Source organism: Microbacterium sp. NPDC089987 (assembly GCF_044748505.1).
Taxonomy (GTDB): domain Bacteria; phylum Actinomycetota; class Actinomycetes; order Actinomycetales; family Microbacteriaceae; genus Microbacterium.
This window is the reverse complement of the sequence record NZ_JBIVGE010000002.1, coordinates 416336-434604: the sequence shown is the minus strand read 5'-3', so window position 1 is coordinate 434604 and position 18269 is coordinate 416336. Positions and strand designations below refer to the sequence as shown.

Annotated in this window: 20 protein-coding genes and 1 tRNA gene; 8 read left to right on the top strand and 13 right to left on the bottom strand. The window is 69.1% G+C overall.

What is annotated here, in order from left to right; translation table 11 throughout:
- Positions 1 to 3 precede the first annotated feature (3 nt).
- From ACIPV2_RS09810 to dcd, 3 genes are all read right to left on the bottom strand, one after another.
- Positions 4 to 1218: an NAD(P)/FAD-dependent oxidoreductase gene (locus ACIPV2_RS09810; RefSeq protein ID WP_400840738.1), complete on the bottom strand. Its 1215-nt coding sequence runs from the start codon at positions 1216 to 1218 to the stop codon at positions 4 to 6.
- 543 nt (positions 1219 to 1761) lie between these two features.
- Positions 1762 to 2250 (bottom strand): hypothetical protein, encoded by a 489-nt coding sequence (locus ACIPV2_RS09805; protein ID WP_400840736.1) that lies wholly within the window; start codon positions 2248 to 2250, stop codon positions 1762 to 1764.
- A 1-nt stretch (position 2251) separates the two neighbouring features.
- Positions 2252 to 2857, bottom strand: a complete 606-nt coding sequence (dcd, locus tag ACIPV2_RS09800; RefSeq protein ID WP_400840734.1) for a dCTP deaminase — start codon at positions 2855 to 2857, stop codon at positions 2252 to 2254.
- A 51-nt stretch (positions 2858 to 2908) separates the two neighbouring features.
- Between dcd and ACIPV2_RS09795 the strand changes: the two genes are divergently transcribed.
- The 4 genes from ACIPV2_RS09795 (at position 2909) to murQ (ending at position 5447) form a co-directional block, all read left to right on the top strand.
- Entirely contained in the window at positions 2909 to 3454 is a 546-nt protein-coding gene (locus tag ACIPV2_RS09795) for a 2'-5' RNA ligase family protein (protein WP_400840732.1), read from the top strand.
- A gap of 52 nt (positions 3455 to 3506) precedes the next feature.
- A tRNA-Gly gene (locus ACIPV2_RS09790) sits at positions 3507 to 3580 on the top strand.
- Between the two features lie 42 nt (positions 3581 to 3622).
- Positions 3623 to 4522: an N-acetylglucosamine kinase gene (locus ACIPV2_RS09785; RefSeq protein ID WP_400840730.1), complete on the top strand. Its 900-nt coding sequence runs from the start codon at positions 3623 to 3625 to the stop codon at positions 4520 to 4522.
- Positions 4512 to 5447, top strand: coding sequence for an N-acetylmuramic acid 6-phosphate etherase (gene murQ, locus ACIPV2_RS09780; protein ID WP_400840728.1), 936 nt, complete (start codon positions 4512 to 4514; stop codon positions 5445 to 5447). The genes ACIPV2_RS09785 and murQ overlap by 11 nt, the downstream gene beginning before the upstream one ends.
- A gap of 18 nt (positions 5448 to 5465) precedes the next feature.
- On the opposite strand, the gene ACIPV2_RS09775 is transcribed toward murQ, so the two are convergent.
- The gene (locus ACIPV2_RS09775; protein WP_101187572.1) at positions 5466 to 5660 is read right to left on the bottom strand and encodes a hypothetical protein; all 195 of its coding nucleotides are present in this window, start codon (positions 5658 to 5660) and stop codon (positions 5466 to 5468) included.
- A 131-nt stretch (positions 5661 to 5791) separates the two neighbouring features.
- On the opposite strand from ACIPV2_RS09775, the gene ACIPV2_RS09770 reads away from it, so the two are divergent.
- The 3 genes from ACIPV2_RS09770 (at position 5792) to ACIPV2_RS09760 (ending at position 9524) form a co-directional block, all read left to right on the top strand.
- Positions 5792 to 6658, top strand: coding sequence for a pyruvate, water dikinase regulatory protein (locus ACIPV2_RS09770; protein WP_400840724.1), 867 nt, complete (start codon positions 5792 to 5794; stop codon positions 6656 to 6658).
- On the top strand, positions 6655 to 9039 hold the full coding sequence (gene ppsA, locus ACIPV2_RS09765; RefSeq protein ID WP_400840722.1) for a phosphoenolpyruvate synthase: 2385 nt from the start codon (positions 6655 to 6657) through the stop codon (positions 9037 to 9039). Before ACIPV2_RS09770 ends, ppsA begins: the two co-directional genes overlap by 4 nt.
- Positions 9040 to 9266: 227 nt before the next feature.
- Positions 9267 to 9524: a hypothetical protein gene (locus ACIPV2_RS09760; protein WP_400840720.1), complete on the top strand. Its 258-nt coding sequence runs from the start codon at positions 9267 to 9269 to the stop codon at positions 9522 to 9524.
- A gap of 43 nt (positions 9525 to 9567) precedes the next feature.
- Here the strand turns inward: ACIPV2_RS09760 and ACIPV2_RS09755 are convergent, their stop codons facing one another.
- Positions 9568 to 9966, bottom strand: coding sequence for a peptide ABC transporter permease (locus tag ACIPV2_RS09755; RefSeq protein ID WP_400840718.1), 399 nt, complete (start codon positions 9964 to 9966; stop codon positions 9568 to 9570).
- On the bottom strand, positions 9963 to 10322 hold the full coding sequence (locus ACIPV2_RS09750) for a hypothetical protein (RefSeq protein ID WP_101187568.1): 360 nt from the start codon (positions 10320 to 10322) through the stop codon (positions 9963 to 9965). Before ACIPV2_RS09750 ends, ACIPV2_RS09755 begins: the two co-directional genes overlap by 4 nt.
- A 120-nt stretch (positions 10323 to 10442) precedes the next feature.
- On the opposite strand from ACIPV2_RS09750, the gene ACIPV2_RS09745 reads away from it, so the two are divergent.
- Positions 10443 to 10910 (top strand): MarR family winged helix-turn-helix transcriptional regulator, encoded by a 468-nt coding sequence (locus ACIPV2_RS09745; protein ID WP_400840716.1) that lies wholly within the window; start codon positions 10443 to 10445, stop codon positions 10908 to 10910.
- Positions 10911 to 10934: 24 nt separating this feature from the next.
- Here the strand turns inward: ACIPV2_RS09745 and ACIPV2_RS09740 are convergent, their stop codons facing one another.
- The 7 genes from ACIPV2_RS09740 to ACIPV2_RS09710 all read right to left on the bottom strand — a co-directional run bounded on the left by ACIPV2_RS09740 (position 10935) and on the right by ACIPV2_RS09710 (position 18243).
- Positions 10935 to 12131, bottom strand: coding sequence for a MalY/PatB family protein (locus tag ACIPV2_RS09740; protein ID WP_400840714.1), 1197 nt, complete (start codon positions 12129 to 12131; stop codon positions 10935 to 10937).
- A 63-nt stretch (positions 12132 to 12194) separates the two neighbouring features.
- A complete protein-coding gene (corA, locus tag ACIPV2_RS09735) occupies positions 12195 to 13211 on the bottom strand; it encodes a magnesium/cobalt transporter CorA (protein ID WP_400840711.1) in 1017 nt (338 codons plus the stop codon).
- A gap of 97 nt (positions 13212 to 13308) precedes the next feature.
- Entirely contained in the window at positions 13309 to 13884 is a 576-nt protein-coding gene (locus ACIPV2_RS09730; protein WP_400840709.1) for a copper resistance protein CopC, read from the bottom strand.
- 88 nt (positions 13885 to 13972) lie between these two features.
- On the bottom strand, positions 13973 to 14560 hold the full coding sequence (locus ACIPV2_RS09725) for a hypothetical protein (RefSeq protein WP_400840706.1): 588 nt from the start codon (positions 14558 to 14560) through the stop codon (positions 13973 to 13975).
- 12 nt (positions 14561 to 14572) lie between these two features.
- Complete coding sequence (locus tag ACIPV2_RS09720; RefSeq protein ID WP_400840704.1) at positions 14573 to 15481, bottom strand: EamA family transporter; 909 nt, start codon at positions 15479 to 15481, stop codon at positions 14573 to 14575.
- Positions 15478 to 16764, bottom strand: a complete 1287-nt coding sequence (locus ACIPV2_RS09715; protein WP_400840702.1) for a serine hydrolase domain-containing protein — start codon at positions 16762 to 16764, stop codon at positions 15478 to 15480. Before ACIPV2_RS09715 ends, ACIPV2_RS09720 begins: the two co-directional genes overlap by 4 nt.
- A 60-nt stretch (positions 16765 to 16824) precedes the next feature.
- Positions 16825 to 18243 (bottom strand): ATP-dependent RecD-like DNA helicase, encoded by a 1419-nt coding sequence (locus ACIPV2_RS09710; RefSeq protein ID WP_400840700.1) that lies wholly within the window; start codon positions 18241 to 18243, stop codon positions 16825 to 16827.
- Positions 18244 to 18269: the final 26 nt, after the last annotated feature.

The window sequence follows — 18269 nt, the reverse complement described above, 5'->3', positions numbered from 1 at the left end:
GCCTCAGGCCCGGCCCTGCAGGATCAGGCGCCAGTAGACCTCCGGGAAGATCTGCCGGTCGATGATCCAGTTCATCCGGCTCTCGCGGTACGAGCTGCGCCACAGCGTGGGCTTCAGACGGAGCTGGTCGTCGAACTCGGCGAACACCGCCGTCGAGCGCGAGACGGTGAACGGGCAGACGCCATAGCCGTCGTAGGCGGATGCCGGGTCGCGAGCCTCGAGCACGGCGCCGACGTTCTCGGCGAGCACCTTCGCCTGCTTGCGCAGCGCACCGCCCGACTTCGAGTTCGTCGTGCCCGCCGCGTCGCCCAGCGCCCAGATCTCGGGGTGCAGGGTGGATCGCAGAATGTGCGGGTCGACGGCGACGAAGCCGTCATCATCGGCGAGGCCGCTGGCGCGAATCCACTCGGGAGCCTTCTGCGGCGGCTCGACCATGAGCAGGTCGTAGCGCAGCTGCTGCCGATCGCCGTCGTCGGCATCGAACACGACCGTGCGGCTCTCAGGGTCGACCTCGTGCAGCCGCGCGCCGGTGCGCACGTCGATGTCGTACTCGTCGATGCTGCGCTGCAGCTCGGCATCGATCTCGGGGATGCCGAAGATCGTCGGCGTGGGCACGAGCAGCACCACGTGGATGTCGTGCAGCACGTTCGTCGCGCGCCAGTACGCGCAGGCCTGGTACATCGGCTTCTGAGCAGCTCCCGCGCAGGAGGCCGGTCCGGGCGCCTGCACGAAGACGACGGTGCCCGAGCGCACCGAGCGCAGCAGCCCGGATGCCTTCTGCGCGAGCCCGAACTCGTAGTTCGAGGCGCCGTGCGGCGAGTTCATCGCCTCGTCGAGGCCGGGCACGGCATCCCAGTCGTTCCGGATGCCCGGGGCGAGGATCAGTTGGTCGTACCAGACGGTGTCACCGGATGCCAGGTGCGCCCGTCTGTTCTCAGGATCGACGGCACTCACGGCATCCGGAATCCACTCCACCCCGTCGGGGAAGACATCTGCCTGCGGACGCACCGCCTCACTCGCGCGGGCGGTGCCGCCGGCGATGTGCGAGAAGAGCGGCTTGTAGTAGTGGGTCTGCGACGGTTCGACGACGGCGATGTCGGTGACCCCGGTACGGCGCAGTCGCCCCGAGACCGACAGTCCGCCGTTGCCGCCGCCGACGACGAGAACCTGGTGTGTCCGCTCGTGTCCGTCAGGTGTGGATGTGTGCTCGGCGCTCATGGAAGCCGACCGTAGGCGGCCCTGCCGGGCGAGACGACGGCCTTGACAGCGCCCGGCGATGAGGTCCGTCGTCCGGCGCACCTCGTCCGGGGTCAGTTGCGTACGCCGCGGGCCGGGTAGACGTACGCAGTTGACCCGGCACTGCCTCGGGCGGCGGGAAGCGGCTGGCCGGCGCGCCCATCCCCCGTGCGGGGTCACTCACGTACGCAACGGGGCCAGTAGACGTACGTACTTGACCCGGCACCGCCCTGGACGACGTACGGGCTGGACGGTGGGCATCCCTCCTCCGCTGCGGGGTCACTTACGTACGCCGCGGAGCCCGTAGGCGTACGTATTCGACCGCGGCACCGTGCCGGGCGACGGGAACCGGCGGTTGGTCCGGCATCCGCCACCCCCGCGGGTCAGTTATGTACGCGCCGGAGCCGGTGGCCGTACACAACTGACCTGGCAGCGTGCGATGAGGGGGGAAACGCTGGCGGCGGCTGCCGCTCACCGGAGTTTTCCGTCTGCGCTGCGCTCAGCGATCAGGTCCGCAGCGACGAATCAGCTGAGCAGCACGCCGATCGTGACGACGGCGCCGGCGAAGAGCAGCGCCAGGAAGCTGAAGATCGCGACGGTCCAGCCGCGGTAGTCGCTTGGCGTCGCTCCCGCCGCGGGCGGCACGACGGCCGGATCGGGCGGCGGGGCGGTCCGTCGAGGGTCGGATGTCGGCGCCGAGGCAGACGCGGACGCCGACGCGGCGAGCTTCTCGGCCACCGGTGGGCGGCGGGTGGCGCGCGTCAGCGGCTCCTCAGGCGGCGCGGGCGGGATCACCGGCTCGGTCAGGGCGACCTCTGGGATCACCGCATCCGGAATCGACGCCTCGGGCACGTCGAGGTCGGGCACGACCGATTCCGGCTCATCGAGCTCAGGGACGACCGGTTCGGGTGCATCGTGCTCCGGCGCGGTCGAGTCCGTCGCGACGGGCTCCGGCACGACCTGCGCCGGCATCGCCCGCGCCGTGTCTTCGGCGTCTCTCGACGGGTCGCTCACATCAGCCTCCTAGTGATCCTGCGTCGGTGGTGCCGACGTCGGTGCGGTGGAAGTTCTGGAAGGAGCGGGATGCCGTCGGCCCGCGCTGCCCCTGATACCGATTGCCATACGGGCCGGAGCCGTACGCGTTCTCGGCGGGCGAGGTGAGGCGGAAGAAGCAGAACTGGCCGATCTTCATTCCGGGCCACAGCTTGATGGGAAGGGTCGCGACGTTCGCCAGCTCGAGCGTGACGTGCCCGCTGAATCCCGGATCGATGAACCCGGCTGTCGAGTGCGTGATGAGGCCGAGGCGTCCGAGCGACGACTTGCCCTCGAGCCGCGCGGCGACGTCGTCGGGCAGGGTGACCTGCTCGAACGTCGCACCGAGGGCGAACTCGCCCGGGTGCAGTATGAACGGCTCGTCGGGAGCGACCTCGATCAGGCGGGTCAGCTCGGGCTGATCCTCGGAGGGATCGATGAACGGGTACTTGTGGTTGTCGAACAGCCGGAAGTAGCGGTCGAGGCGCACGTCGACACTCGACGGCTGCACCATCTGCTCGTCGTAGGGAGCCAGTCCGATGCGGCCCGTTGCGAGTTCTGCTCTGATGTCGCGGTCGCTGAGAAGCACGTGTTCAGCGTAACGGTGCTGTCGTCCGTGCAGCCGCACTATTCTCTGCTCATGAGGCAGGCGCCGGTGGTCTCGATCGAACTGCTGCTCGACGGCCCGACCGAGTCGGCGGTGCGCACGGAGTGGGAGGCGCTCGCCGCCGCCGGACTGTCGAGTCTCGCCGCACACCGGTCCGCCACCAACCGGCCGCACATCACGCTGCTCGTGGGCGTGGACCTGCCGGCGCTCGACCCGCGCGCGTTCGCCGGACGCACGGCATTCGAGGTGCGCCTGGGTGCTCCCCTGCTGTTCGGCACCGGCGACCGACGGGTGCTCGCGCGCAGTGTCGTCCCGTCGCACGACCTGCTCAGCTTGCACCGCGACGTGCACGCGGCGATCGGATCGGCGGCCGCAGAAGCGGACGACGGCGCTCACACGGCTCCCGGCGCGTGGACGCCGCACGTCACCCTCGCCCGCCGCGTCCGCACGAAAGACCTCGAAAGGGCGCTCGGCCTCGTCGGCGGCGAGATCCGAGGCACCGCACGCGCCATCCGCCGTTGGGATGCCGCGACCCGCACGGTCACCGAGATCGGCGAGCTCGGCGGGTCGCAGACGTAGCGCGGGCACTCGCCGCGGGTTTGTTATGCTTGCCACGCGCCGTGAGGCGTGCGGGGCTGTAGTTCAATGGCAGAACTTCTGCTTCCCAAGCAGACAGCGCGGGTTCGATTCCCGTCAGCCCCTCCATCGATAGAGTCTTCCTGAATGAGCCACGGGCCAAGGGGAAAGATGAGCACTGCGGGCGCGATCGCAGCGATCGACCTGGGCAAGACCCGATGCCGCCTTCTGGTGAGCGACGAGTCAGGACACGTCACTCGTGCGGGAGACGGAACCCCCGGCCTCGCAGCGCCAGACGGCGTCGAAGCCGCCGCAGAGTCGATCCTCGCGCTGCTCGACCCCGGGCCCATGCCCCACTCCCTGGGAGTCGGTGCCGCCGGCGCCTGGACCGCCCCGGCTGCCGCGAGAGAGCTCGCCGAGACGCTGGCCGCGGCGACCGGCGCGGCAGTCGCCGTCGCATCGGACGTGGTCACGGCGCACATCGGTGCGCTGGATGGCGCTCCAGGCGTGCTGCTGATCGCGGGCACGGGCGCCGTCGCACTGGGCGTCGACTCCGACGGCATCCGCCTCGTCGACGGATGGGGACCCGACATCGGCGACTTCGGCAGCGGGTCGTGGCTTGGCCGGGAAGCCATCCGCGCCGTGCAGCGCGCCGCGGTCGGGCTCGGACCGTCGACCGCGCTCGAGGATGCCGTCGCCGCGCACATCGCGCCGGCCTCTGACCCTCTGTCGTGGACCCTCGCTCAACATCCACTCCCGCGAGCGCTGGCAACCCTCGCGCCGCTGGTTCTCTATTGCGCGGAACAGGGTGACGCTGTCGCCCTCGAAATCGCCTTCGAAGCAGTCCGCCTGCTCACGGCATCCGCCGTCGCTGCCTCCGCATCAGCCCGTGAGGTTGCCCTGCACGGCGGCCTCACCGAGCACCCGTGGTTCCGCGAGCGGCTCACCGACGCTCTCTCGAGCGCCGATCGCCGCGTCGCGCCTGCGGTCGGGGATGCCCTGACCGGAGCCCAGCTTCTGATGACCCGCCGCGATCTGCCTCACGAAAGGTTCGTGCACCGTGCCGAATGACGACAGCTCCCTCGCCGCCCTTCTCGGGGTGCTCTCGAGCCTCGACACCGAGGCCTCGACGCCCGAGCGCGGTGACCTCGACCTGCTCGCCACCGAAGAGCTCGTACGCAGCATGAACGCGGAGGATCGCCGGGTGCCCGACGCGGTAGCCGCGAAGGCGCCCGAGATCGCCGCAGCGGTCGACGGCATCGTCGACCGCTTCCGGCGGGGCGGCCGGCTCATCTACATCGGGGCGGGAACAGCAGGGCGCATCGGCGTGCTGGATGCCAGCGAGTGCCCGCCGACGTTCGGCACCGACCCGTCGATGGTCGTCGGACTGATCGCGGGAGGCGAGACCGCCATCCGCTCGGCAGTGGAGAACGCCGAGGACGACGACCAGGCCGCGGAGGCGTCGCTGCGCCAGCTGGAGCTCTCGGCGGACGACACGGTGGTGGGCATCTCGGCATCCGGTCGCACCCCCTACGTCGTCGGCGGCCTGACCTTCGCGCGAGCAGCAGGAGCGCTCACCGTGGCGATCGCCTCGAACGCCGGTTCGGCTATCGGTGCAGCGGCCGAGATCGCGATCGAGGTCGTCACCGGGCCGGAGTTCGTCTCAGGATCCACGCGCCTGAAGGCCGGCACCGCGCAGAAGCTCGTGGTGAACATGCTCAGCACGCTCTCGATGATCAAGCTGGGCAAGACCTACCGAGGCGTCATGGTCGACCTCGTCGCGACGAACGAGAAGCTGCATGCCCGCTCGATCCGCACGGTCTCCGGGCTCGCCGGGGTTGAGGTCGACGAAGCGGCGTCCGCGCTCGAGGCGGCGGGCGGCTCGGTGAAGCTGGCGCTGCTCACGCTCTTGACCGGCGCTTCTGCAGAATCCGCTGCCGACGCACTGCAGCGCACCGGCGGCATCCTGCGAGAGGCCATCGCCGCGCTGAGCTGAGATCCCGGGTCGGAACCGCTATTCGCCGACGCGCAGCACGCTCAGTCGCATGTCGAGCTCCTCGATGCGATCCGCGTCGTCGCGCTCGAGCGCGAGACGCCGCAGGTGCTGCAGCTTGGCGATCTCGTCGGCTCGGGTGGCGGTGCCGTCGCGCAGCCGCTCGATGAGCGCCTCGTCCAGGCCGTCCAGGTCTTCCGCGTTCTGCTCGCTCATATCCGCACTCTAGCGACCGCCGCAGGTGAATCCGAGAGCGGAGCACCACTCTTGCGGGAGAGTTAAGTTCCTGCGATCTTTGCGGGCACAGCCCCTGAAGGTTCGGCACTTCCTCCCCATAGAGTCGCCTCATGGCCGAGACGACCATCACCGACATGACGACGCGCAGCGTGCGCGCCGCGTACTTCGTGTCGGACAGCACCGGCATCACCGCCGAGACACTGGGCAACGCCCTGCTGGCGAACTTCCCCGGCATGGTCTTCGTCAAGCACACGGTGCCGTTCGTCGACTCGGTCGATGCCGCCACGACGGTCGCCGAGCAGATCGCACAGGATGCGGCCAACGGGCTCGAGCCGCTCGTGTTCACCACCGCCAAGAATCCCGCTGTCCGCACGGTGCTCACCGCCGTGCCCGCCACGCATATCGACCTGCTCAGCGGCCACCTGAGCGAACTCGCCGAAGCTCTCGGCACACCCCCGTCCGAGCAGCTCGGCCAGTTCCACACCCTGGGAGATGCGACGGAGTACTTCGCCCGCATGCGGGCCGTCGAGTACGCGATCGAGCATGACGACGGCCAGAGCAGCCGCGCCCTCGACCTGGCTGACGTGATCATCGTCGCCCCGAGCCGCTGCGGCAAGACGCCCACCACCATGTACCTCGCCCTGCAGTACGGCCTGCTGGTAGCCAACTATCCGCTCACCGACGACGACTTCCCCACCGACGAGCTGCCACCGCTCATCAGGAAGTACACCTCGCGCTGCTTCGGCCTGACCACCACCGCGCTGCGCCTCAGCCAGGTGCGCCATGAGCGCCGCCCCGACTCGCGCTACTCGAGCCTCGCGCAGTGCACCACCGAGTTGCGCCGCGCCGAGAGGCTCTACGCGCGCAACGGCATCCCGTTCCTCAACTCCTCGACGAAGAGCGTCGAGGAGATGTCCGCAGTGATCCTGCACGCCCTCGGCCTTCGCCGCTCACCAAGACGAAAGAGCTCCTCGTGACCAACATCCTCTGGTTCGATCAGATCGGAATGGCCGACCTCCCCCAGGTCGGCGGCAAGAACGCGTCGCTCGGCGAGATGATCTCGAATCTCGCCGAGCTCGGCGTGCGGGTGCCGGGTGGCTTCGCCACGACGGCGGATGCCTACCGTCGCTTCCTCGCTCACGACGGGCTTCGCGAGCGCATCCGCGACGCGATCGCGAGGCTGGACACCGACGATGTCACGCGTCTCGCCCTGGTGGGCACCGAGATCCGCGCGTGGATCATCGAGCACCCGCTGCCCGCTGATCTCGAGCGCGATGTCCGTGACGCCTACGACCGGCTCGTGGCGAAGGACGCCGATCCCGATGGCGTCACGTGGGCCGTCCGCTCGTCTGCGACGGCGGAGGATCTTCCGGATGCCTCGTTCGCCGGCCAGCAGGAGACCTTCCTCAACGTCGGCGGGATCGAGAACGTTCTCACCGCGGTCCGAAGCGTGTACGCCTCGCTGTACAACGACCGCGCGATCGCGTACCGCGTGCACCACGGCTTCGACCACGACGAGGTCGCGCTCTCGGCCGGCGTGCAGCGCATGGTGCGCTCGGACGTCGGCTCGTCGGGCGTGATGTTCACGGTCGACACCGAGTCCGGCTTCGATCAGGCCGTGTTCATCACCAGCTCGTACGGGCTCGGCGAGGCCGTCGTGCAGGGCGCCGTGAACCCCGACGAGTTCTACGTGTCGAAGCCGGCGCTGCGCGCCGGCCGTCCGGCGATCCTCAAGCGCTCGGTTGGCGAGAAGGCGATCGCCATGCGCTACACCGAGAGCAGAGAAGCAGGCGCCAGCACCGCCTTCGTCGACGTGCCTGCCGAAGACCGCCCCCTGTTCTCGATCACCGATGCCGAGATCACCGAACTCGCCGAGCACGCGCTCGTGATCGAGACGCACTACGGCCGACCGATGGACATCGAGTGGGGCAAGGACGGCGTCGACGGTCAGCTGTACATCCTGCAGGCCCGCCCTGAGACGGTCGTGTCCCGGGCGTCGGCGAACGTCATGCGCCGCTTCCGCCTGCAGGAGAAGGGCCCCGTCGCCGTCGAGGGTCGTGCGATCGGTCAGCGCATCGGCGCAGGCCCGGTTCGCGTGCTGCGGGATGCCACGCAGATGAGCGAGTTCCAGACCGGCGACGTGCTGGTGGCCGATATGACCGATCCCGACTGGGAGCCGATCATGAAGCGCGCGTCGGCCATCGTCACCAACCGCGGCGGTCGCACCTGCCACGCGGCGATCATCGCCCGCGAACTCGGCATCCCCGCTGTCGTCGGCACCGGCGACGCGACTCGCGTGCTGACCGACGGACAGCCGGTCACCGTCTCGTGCGCCGAGGGAGACACCGGTGTCGTCTACGAAGGCATCCTGCCGTTCGCCGAGGAGGAGACGGCGCTCGACAGCATGCCGGAGGCGCCGGTCAAGATCATGATGAACGTGGGGACCCCTGATCAGGCCTTCTCGTTCTCTCGCCTGCCGCACCGAGGCGTCGGCCTCGCGCGGCTCGAGTTCATCATCAACCGCCAGATCGGCATCCACCCCCGCGCCCTGCTCGAGCACGACTCGCTGCCCGACGACCTGCGCCGGCAGGTGGATGCTCGGATCGCCGCGTACCCGTCGCCGAGGGACTACTTCGTGCAGCGGGTCGTCGAGGGCGTCTCGATGCTGGCCGCCGCGTTCGCCCCTGAACCGGTGATCGTGCGGATGAGCGACTTCAAATCCAACGAGTACGCGAATCTCATCGGCGGTGAGCGCTACGAGCCGCATGAGGAGAACCCGATGATCGGGTACCGCGGCGCCTCCCGCTACATCTCACCCGACTTCCGCGAGTGCTTCGAGATGGAGTGCGAGGCGCTGAGATTCGTCCGCGACGAGATGGGCTTCACCAACGTGCAGGTGATGGTGCCGTTCGTGCGAACGGTCGCAGAAGGAGAGGCAGTCGTCGAGCTGCTGGCCCAGAACGGCCTGCAGCGCGGCGAGAACGATCTGAAGGTCGTGATGATGTGCGAGGTGCCCACCAACGCCCTGCTGGCCGACGACTACCTCGAGCACTTCGACGGCTTCTCGATCGGCTCGAACGACATGACCCAGCTGACTCTGGGACTCGACCGCGACAGTTCGCTTGTGGCAGAGACCTTCGATGAGCGCGACCCCGCGGTGCTCAAGCTGCTGTCGATGGCGATCGAGGCGTGCCGACGCCATGGCAAGTACATCGGAATCTGCGGCCAGGGACCGAGCGACCACCCCGAGTTCGCAGAATGGCTGGTCGAGCAGGGCATCGAATCCCTCTCGCTGAATCCCGACACCGTCATCGAGACCTGGCTGCGACTGGCGCGGAGGGAACCCGTGAACGCGTGATTCTACCCCGCCGCTTCTGACAAGTGGCGAAACAAGGATGCGTAATATGTACTGCCGGGGGGCGTTGTGCCCCTCGGTCAGAACAGTCGACTACGGTTCAGAGAGAGCGCGTGTGCGCTCATCGAACGAATGCAGGTGCCTTAATGCCATATCGCGACCGGACCAGGGTGGAAAGCTGGGTCAACGAGTACATCGCGTCGCACAGCGCGGATTCGCTGGATGTCGCTGTGTTGGACAAGAATTTCGAGGCCGGACCCAACTCCGGAATAGTGGTCGTCACGCTGCGCTCTGTCAGCACGATCACGTTCGTGCACCCCGAGATCCGCCAGGGCCAGCCCACCTGGGTGGTCACCTTCGAGGGCCGCAGCGAGACGCTCGACCTCGATGACGTCGCCCTTCGCCAGCTCGCACAGGACGTCACGGCCCTCGCCGAACTCCGCTCATTCCTGCAGGAGAAGACGGACGCGGTCGTTCTAGCCCACTGACCTCGGCCCACCTGCCTCGGCCTGACGAGCCTCGGACGGGGCGTCAAGCCGGGAAGACGGTGAGCAGCGCGCCGAAGGCGGCGGTCACACCGGCGACCAGTCCCGCCGATGCGGCGATGGGGTGCACGATCCGGCCGACGCGGCGATCGCGCATGCGAGTACGCTCGGGCTTCCACGACAGCACAGCGCTCTTCGCGGTGGAGAGCTCGGTGTAGCGGCCGATGGGGGCGCTCGTCGCGTCGAAGGCCACGAAGTGGCCGTCCGGGGTCGTGTCGACAGAGCCGACGTACTCGCCCGCCTTCGAGGCGACGTAGAAGCCGGTGTCCACCTTGCTCCACGTCACCGCACGCGGCATGACGGTGACCGTCGGCGTGAGCGGCTCAGCGGTGGCGGTTGCTCCGGGAACGTACAGGCGACCTGCGGGGTGCTCGGCGATGGTCATGCCACACGCGCCAGTGCCGGGGTGCGGATGTCGAGCTCGGAGATCTCGCGCTCGGCGACCTGGTCGCAGAGATCGATGACGACACCTGCCGACGAGTTCGCCTGGTCGGCGAGCTGCTGCAGGTAGCCGCGGTCGAGCTGCTTGGCAGCCTCGGCGTCCATCTTGAACTGCAGCGGGATGGAGCAGTGCAGCCAGATGCTGGACCGCTCGACCGTGCCGTCGGTGAGGCGGTCCCACGAGAGCGAGAAGCTCTCGTTGCGGCGCAGCTTGGTAGAGACGAGAACCTTCAGGTGAGCGAGGATGCGGTCCGGCATCTCGATCGCTTCGCCGGTGGCTCCGTAGTGCAGCGTGCCCATTTCAACTCCTCAGGTCGGGGGTATCCGATGTGAGAAAACTTACTCAGGTCAAAAGTAGTTTGTCAAACTACATATCTGTCACACTTCATGTTGGGCTATGATCGGAGCAAGGAGGTGTCCATGACCGTTGAGGTGGATTCCGCGAACCAGATCATCGACGCACTTCGCCGATATCAGGAGGCGGACGATGCGATGCACGCACGTGCTCGCGATTCGTCATCGATGTCTGACAACGAGATCAGGATCATCCAGTTCCTGCTGACGGCAGCAGGGAATGGCCACACCGTCACCCCCACCGCACTGTCAAAGCATCTCGGCGTCACGTCGGCGTCGATGACTGCACTGCTGGACCGTCTGGAACGAGCAGGCGCCATCGAGCGCGTACGACACCCCTCCGACCGTCGCAGTCTCGTGATCAGCGCCACACCACTCGCCGAGCAGACGGTGGGCGCCCCGGTGCTCGCCTTCCAGCAGGCCACCCGCGAGATCGCAGCGGATCTCACAGATGTCGAGCACGCTGCCGTGGTCCGCTTCCTCGACAGGCTCACCGGCGCGATGGATGACGCCGGCGTGCCCGCTCTGCGCTGATCCCGTCCTGTCGGTCGCCGATCCTCAGCTCTTCAGCGCCTCCGCGATCCGCAGCACGGCTTCGCGGATGATCGGCCGCGGGGTGGCGAACACGAATCGCGTGCATCCGATCGCCGCCTGGCCGCACAGCGCACCGTCGGTCATCGAGACGCCGGCGTTCTCGCGGAACCAGGCGCCGAGATCGGCGTCCGCGCCGAGATCGTCCGACAGCCGCGTGGCGCGGAAGTCGAGCAGAGCGATGTACGTCCCCTCCGGCACGGTCACCCGCACGCCGGGGAGGTGCTCGGCCACCAGCTCTGCGAGCAGCCGCCGGCTGCCGTCGAGGTAGTCGGTGACCTCGGCCAGCCACTCGGCGCCTCCGGTGTAGGCCGCGAGCTGCGCGATCACGCCGATCGTCGCCGTGCCGTGCCCGGCCCAGCCGCCGTCGGCATCCCACGCGGCACGCGTCTCGTCGTTCGAGAGGATCAGCTGGGCGCACTTGAAGCCCGCCAGGTTCCAGGCCTTCGACGCCGACGTCGCCGTCAGCGTGTGCGCGGCGGCGGTATCCGACACCGACGCGTAGGGGATGTGCCTGGCGGGTGCGTACACGAGCGGGGCGTGGATCTCATCGGAGAACACGCGGCCACCGGCATCCGACACCGTCTGTTCGATCGCCAGCAGCTCTTCTCGCGTGGCGACGGTTCCCAGTGGGTTGTGCGGGTTGCAGAGCACGAGCAGCTCCCCGCCGTCGGCGAACGCGGATGCCACCGTCGCGAGATCCATGGTCCAGCGGCCGTCCACCTCGAGGCTGGGCACCTCGATCACTCGGCGTCCGTGCCGAAGCGGCACGTCGAGGAACGGCATGTAGGCCGGGGTGGTGACGATGACCGCATCTCCCGGCTTCGTGTAGGTGGTGATCGCGAACTCGTATGCGGCGATCACGTCGGCGACCAGCCGCACGTCGTCGCTCGGCACCGCCCAGCCGTACCTGTCGGCATGCCAGTCCGCGACCGCCTCCTGCAGAGCGCGCGCCGTCGGCACGGGCAGGTAGCCGGTGAAGCCGGCGCGCAGCGCGTCGGCGATGGCATCCGAGATCGCAGGAGCCACCCCGAAGTCCATCTCGGCGATGAACGTGCCGATGGTCCCGGGGAAGCGCGTCCACTTCACGCTGCCGGCCGTCCGCAGATCGTCCTCGGTGATCGCGTCGTACGGGTGCGTGGCGGTGAGGTCGGCGGGGCTCATGCATCCATTCTGGTGTGCGCGCCCCGCATCCGGGGCACCCGTGCCGTGCAGCGTCACACGACGCTACAGCCAGCCCTTGCGCTTGAAGGCGAGGTAGAGGCCACCGCCGAGCGCGACCATCGCCCCGATGGAGAGCGGATACCCGTACGCCCAGTCCAGCTCGGGCATGTCGCGGAAGTTCATCCCGTAGATCGATCCGATCAGCGTCGGCGCGAACAGGATCGCCGCCCAGGCCGAGATGCGCTTCATCTGGTCGCCCTGCCGGATGCTCTCCTCGGTCATCCGCCGCATCGCCTCGTTCTGCCGGCGCGCGACGATCGTCGACTCGACGGTCAGCGCGTTCTCGAGCACTGCCCGAAATGTCGCGGCCCGCTCGGCGACCCGGATGGAGTGGTCGTGCACGTCCCTCAGGCGGCGCTGCAGCTCGGCATCCGCGCCCTGCCTGGAGCCCTCGCGCAGCAGTCCGCCGACGATCTCCGTCAGCGGCTGCGCCGCCCGCTGGAACTCGAGGACCTCGCGGGACAGCTCGTAGATCCGCTGCGTGGCGTCGACGTCGTCGACGAACAGCTGGTTCTCGATCTCGTCGATGTCGTTCTCGAGTCCGGCGAGCACCGGCGCGTACCGGTCGACGACCTCGTCGAGGATGGCGTACAGCACCGCCTCGGGGCCGTGGGCGAGCAGCGCCGGCTCTCCCTCGAGGCGACGGCGCACGCGGCCGAGGTCGGGTTCTTCGGCATGTCGGACGGTGACCACGAAGTCACGTCCGACGAACACGTGCACCTCGCCGAACTCGACCTCCTCCTCGGCGTCGAGGTAGCGGGCGGGTCGCAGCACGACGAAGCGATGATCCTCGTACTGCTCGAGCTTGGGGCGCTGATGGCCGCGGAGGGCGTCTTCGACGGCGAGCTCGTGCAGTCCGAACTCCGCGGCGACCGCCTGCAGCTCCTCGGCATCCGGCCGGTACAGACCGATCCAGCCCATCCCGCCGCGCTCGCGCATCAGCTCGAACGTCTCGTCGATGCTGTCGGGATTCGCCGTGCGCGCGCCGCCCACGTAGATGCCGTTGTCGACGATCGCCATGCCATGCCTCCTGAACGCGTGCAATGCACGCTGTCGCCGAACGTATCACCGGGAACGGGCCCCGCCGGTGCACGGCGAGGCCCGTCCACAGCCGATGTCAGCGCTTGCGGCGCACGACGATCACGATGGCCGTGACGATCGCGACGAGCAGCACGACTCCGAGTCCGATCAGCAGCGGCCAGGGCATCGAATCCGACTGCTCAGCCGGCTGCGCCGCGTCGGAGGGCTGGTCGGTCGGCTCCGCCGCAGCCGTCTCGGCGGGTGTGGCGCTGGGCGCTGCGGACTCCTCGGCCGCGGTCAGCGAGAACGAGTACTCCCCCGACGTCGGGTGGCCGTCGCTGGAGACGACCTGCCAGGTGACCGTGTAGGCGCCCCCGGGCATCCCGTCGGCCAGCGGGACCGTGACCGTGTCAGCGGCGACCGCGGGCGGCCCGGCGACCCAGTCCTCGCCCGAGTCGTCGACGACGGTCATGGCGGTTCCGCTGTTCTCGTCCAGCGAGAGCAGGGTGTTCGAGAACGTCAGGACGACCTCGCTCGGAGCGTCGGTCAGCTGCGCGTCGGCGGCCGGCGTGCTCGAGACGATCTCGTCGTGCGCCGATGCAGGTGCGGCGACGGCGAGCGCGGCGATGGTCGCCACGGCGACGGCGGCGAGGGTGATGCGGATGCGGAACATGGGAAACCTCTTTCTCTGGATGCCGCGGAGCGGCGAGTCATCTTCAAGGGGCGCACGAGCGCCCGCGCGGCCTCTCGGCTGCGATGGATCAGACGACTCGAAGAGGCGGCCCGCGCCGGTGCACGGACGACAGGTGCAGCTCGGTGCAAGACGGCGCCGACAGCACCGCCCAGCGCGGCCGGGCTGGAATCGCCGGGAGGCAGGGCGCGCCGGCGACGGTGCGGGTCAGCCACCGCACGACGGAGGATGCCAGGGCCGCGAGCGCCTGGATCAGCCGTTCACCGCGATGCAGCGCGACCGCCGTGATCACCGCTGCGACGCCGTGTGCGGCCCACATCCCCGCGTCCTGGGGCACGATCACGGCGCTTCCGGCGGAGAGCGTGAGGGGTCCGTGGACGTGGGGCGCGATGCCGCCGCGTGGCGTGATCGCACCGAGCACGAACAGCGCGTGGAACAGCGCCTGCGATGCCAGCACCGAGAGCGTCAGGCGGATGGCCGACAGCCGGATGCCGGAGAGCAGTGTGCACACCATGAACGACAGCAGCCACGGGACGGCGATGCCGAGCATCCCCGGCAGATCACCGCCGACCCAGACATGGGAGGCGAGGGCGACGAAGGTCGAGATCGAGGCGCCCGCGAAGCCGCGGAGGAGCCGAGATCTACCAGACGAGCGCACCCATCGATTCTTTCATGGCGTGGGCGGAACGTCGGCGTCGATCCCGCGAGAGCGCCGCTTTCGCCCCGCCCACACGGCGCCGGCGCTCGCGAGCACGACGAGCACGACGCCCGCGACCTCCAGTGGCGAGAGGTGCTGGCCGAGCAGCACGAACCCTGCGACGCTCGCCGTCGCAGGACCCAGGCTCATCAGGATGCCGAAGACCGCCGGTGACAGCCGGCGCAGCGCGATGAGCTCGAGGGCATACGGAATGGTCGAGCTCAGCACGGCGACCGCGGCACCCAGGGCGATCAGCTCGACACGCAGCAGCGCGGCGCCGGCATCCACGATGCCGAACGGCAGCGACAGCAGCGCGCCGAACGCCATCGCGAGCGCGAGGCCGTCGAGACCGGCGAAGTCCCGCCCCACTCGTGCCGACGACAGGATATACGCCGCCCAGCTGGCCGCCGCGCCGAGGGCGAACAGCACGCCGGTCACCGTCAGGCGATCCCACCCGCCGCCGCCCAGGGCTGCGATGCCGACGAGGGCCACGGCCGCCCACAGCCATGCCGTGCGGGTGCGTGCGACGATGACGGCGAGCGCGAGCGGGCCGAGCACCTCGATCGTCACGGTCACCCCGAGAGGCAGCTCACGCAGCGCGAGGTAGAACAGCCCGTTCATGAGAGCGAGGATGCCACCGAGCATGAGAGCGGAGCGCCACGCCGCAGCCGAGTGGCCGCGCATCGCAGGCCGGGTGATGAGCAGCAGGATCAGCGCCGAGAACACCAGTCGCAGCATGACCATGCCGAGCGCGCCCACCTGCGGGAAGAGCAGGACGGCGACGGACGCCCCGACCTCCTGGCAGATCAGGCCGACCGCGACCAGCCCGACTGCGCTGAGACCGGATGACGCCAGGTCACCTCTGATGGCCGCGCGGCTCACTCCCCGGCGGGCGGCGCGCAGATGGCCGCATCGGCGATGCTCTGCGCGTACTGCTCAGCCGTGAACGGCAGTCCGAACTCCGGAGCGGACTGCCCCTCGGCCGCGGGGGCCTTCGAGGCGATCGCCGCGAGCTCCCAGGCGAGGTATGCCGCCATCGAACCGCCCGCGGACGAGCCGTTCAGGGTGACCGCCACGGTGAAGCCGGTGGCCGGGTCGGAGTACGCCGCGGTCGCGTACCCGGGAACCCACCCGTGCTGCCCGACGAGCGATCCCACCAGGTAGCCGCCGCCCGTCGCCTGGTACCAGCTCGGCGCGTCCGCGCTGACCGGCAGAGGCGCCCCGAAGCGCGCAGGCTCGGCGTTCTTCTCACGCAGCGCCTGGCGAGCCTCGGCCTGGGCGTAGCGCCCGAGATCGGCGATGGTCGACACGACACCCGCGTCGGTGAAGCCGATGCTCGACGAGCTCTTCGTGATGTCGATGGGAGCCGCGCAGTCGTAGCCGCCGCCCTCGGCTGCGGGCAGGAAGGTGCCCTTGAGCGCGGGCGATGGAGCGGGTGCAGCCGACTCGCGCGGCGGAAGCGAGGTGGACGAGAGCTCGAGCGGCTCGGTCACGTACTTCGCGATCAGCTCGGAGGCGCTGCGTCCGGAGATCCGCTCGAGGGCCATGCCGAGTATGAGGTACCCGGCGTCCGACTCCCGGTACTCGGTGTGCGCGGGGGTGCGGCCGGTGCCCAGCCCGAAGCTCGCCAGCTGCATGGGGGCCCATTCCCGCCCCGGCGTGTTCAACCAGTACGGCTTCACGACGGCCTCGGAGGAGCCGACTCCGCTCGTGCCGTTGCAGAGGTCGAGCAGGGTGATGTCGGAGAGGTCGGCGACGCCCGAGACGTACTTCGGCACGGGCGCGTCCAGCTCGAGCTTGCCGTCGTCGGCCATGCCGTAGAGCGCATCGCAGGTCATCAGCCGGGTCACGTCCGCGACGCGGAACGACATGTCGGTCGTCACCGCATCGCCACCCGGGCCCTGCGTGCCGAGGCCCGTGATCCACTCGCCGCTCCACGGCACCCAGACGCCGACGATCGCGCCCGATGATCCGCTCGCGACGATCGCCTGCTCGACAGCCGCCTGCAGCTGCCCGGTCACGTCGTCGGGCAGCTTCGCGTCGACCTGCTTCGGCGGCGTGTAGCTGAACTCGGAATCCGACCCTGTGCAGCCGGTCAGTGCGAGGGCCAGGACGAGTGCGCCGCCCACGGCTGCGCGCACACGGCGCGACGAACGAAGATGCATAGAAGACTCCCCGGGGATGGACTCTCCGAGTCTAGGGCGACGAGACTGAAAGGCCGCCCGTCATGGCATCCGGATGCCCTTTTCCTTCTTCTCGTCTGCTCCGGCGCTCTCGGCTCGCTCGGCCTGACGGGCTTCCCACGCCTCGCGCATGAAGCGGCGCACATCCTCGTCGACGCGGATGTCGCTCGGCCGCAGCGGCCGCGACAGGTACAGCCCGTCGAGCGAGGTGAGCCGCGACAGCGCGACGTACGTCTGACCGGGCGCGAAGGCGCCGGATCCGAGGTCGACGACCGCGCGGTCGTAGGTCTTCCCCTGGGACTTGTGGATGGTGACCGCCCAGGCCAGGCGCAGAGGGAACTGCGTGAACTCCGCGGCGACCTCGCGGGTCAGGGTCTTGGTGCCCGGGTTGTAGGCGTAGCGGAACCTCTCCCACACCGCCGGCTCGACATCGAACTCGTCGCCGTCGACATCGACGCGCACCGTCTCGCCGAGGATGCGCGTGACCGTGCCGATGGACCCGTTCACCCATCGCGGCGGCTCGCCCTGCATCGAGACGTCGTTGCGCAGGAACATCACCTGGGCACCCACCTTGAGCTTCAGCTCGGCGTCGGCGGGGTAGTTCGCCTCGCCGCGGCCGAAGTCGCCCGAGACCTCCGCGTGCGCGGTCTGCTCCCGGCCGGGAAGGGCTGCGAGATGGCGCCGGTTGATGCTGTTCACGATGTCGTTGCGCGTGGCGAGCGTGATGATCGGAACCTCGCCCGGCTCCGGCTCGGGCGGAGTGCGCGCGCCCTTCTCGTTCAGCACGCCGGCGATGTCGGCGGTGACGCGTCCGTACCGCACGGCGTTCAGCATCGCCTTGAACCCGTCATCGGATTGACGATGGATGTGCACCAGCTCGTGCACGTGCAGCGTCGCGCCATAGGTGCCGATGTCCAGCATCCCCCCGGCGCCGTCGCTCCCGCCGGTCCACACCTTGGCGTCGAAGAACCAGAACGAGCGGTAGTGATCCTGGACGTAGCGCAGCTCATCACCGCGCGGCGGCACCGGCGCGAGCTGGTACGGGTCGCCGAACATGACGACCTGCACCCCGCCGAACGGGATGCCGCGCTTGCCGCGCGCCTGCCGCAGCGACCGATCGATGGCATCCATCAGATCGGCGTTGACCATCGAGATCTCGTCGATGACGAGCGTCTCGATCGCGTTGAGGATGCGCCGGGTCGCGTCCGACTGCTCTATCTCGCTCTCGGCGACGAGGCCGATCGGCAGGCGGAAGAGCGAGTGGATCGTCTGCCCCTCGACGTTGAGCGCGGCGACGCCGGTGGGTGCGCAGATCGCGATCTGCTTCTTCGTGTTCCACGCGAAGTGCTGCAGCAGGGTGGACTTCCCCGTGCCGGCGCGACCGGTGATGAAGACGTGCTCGTCGGTGTCCTCGATGAGTCGGAACAGCGCGTGCTGTTCTTCGGAGAGGGTGACGGACACGACCCTATGTTAAGTCCACGTCGGGT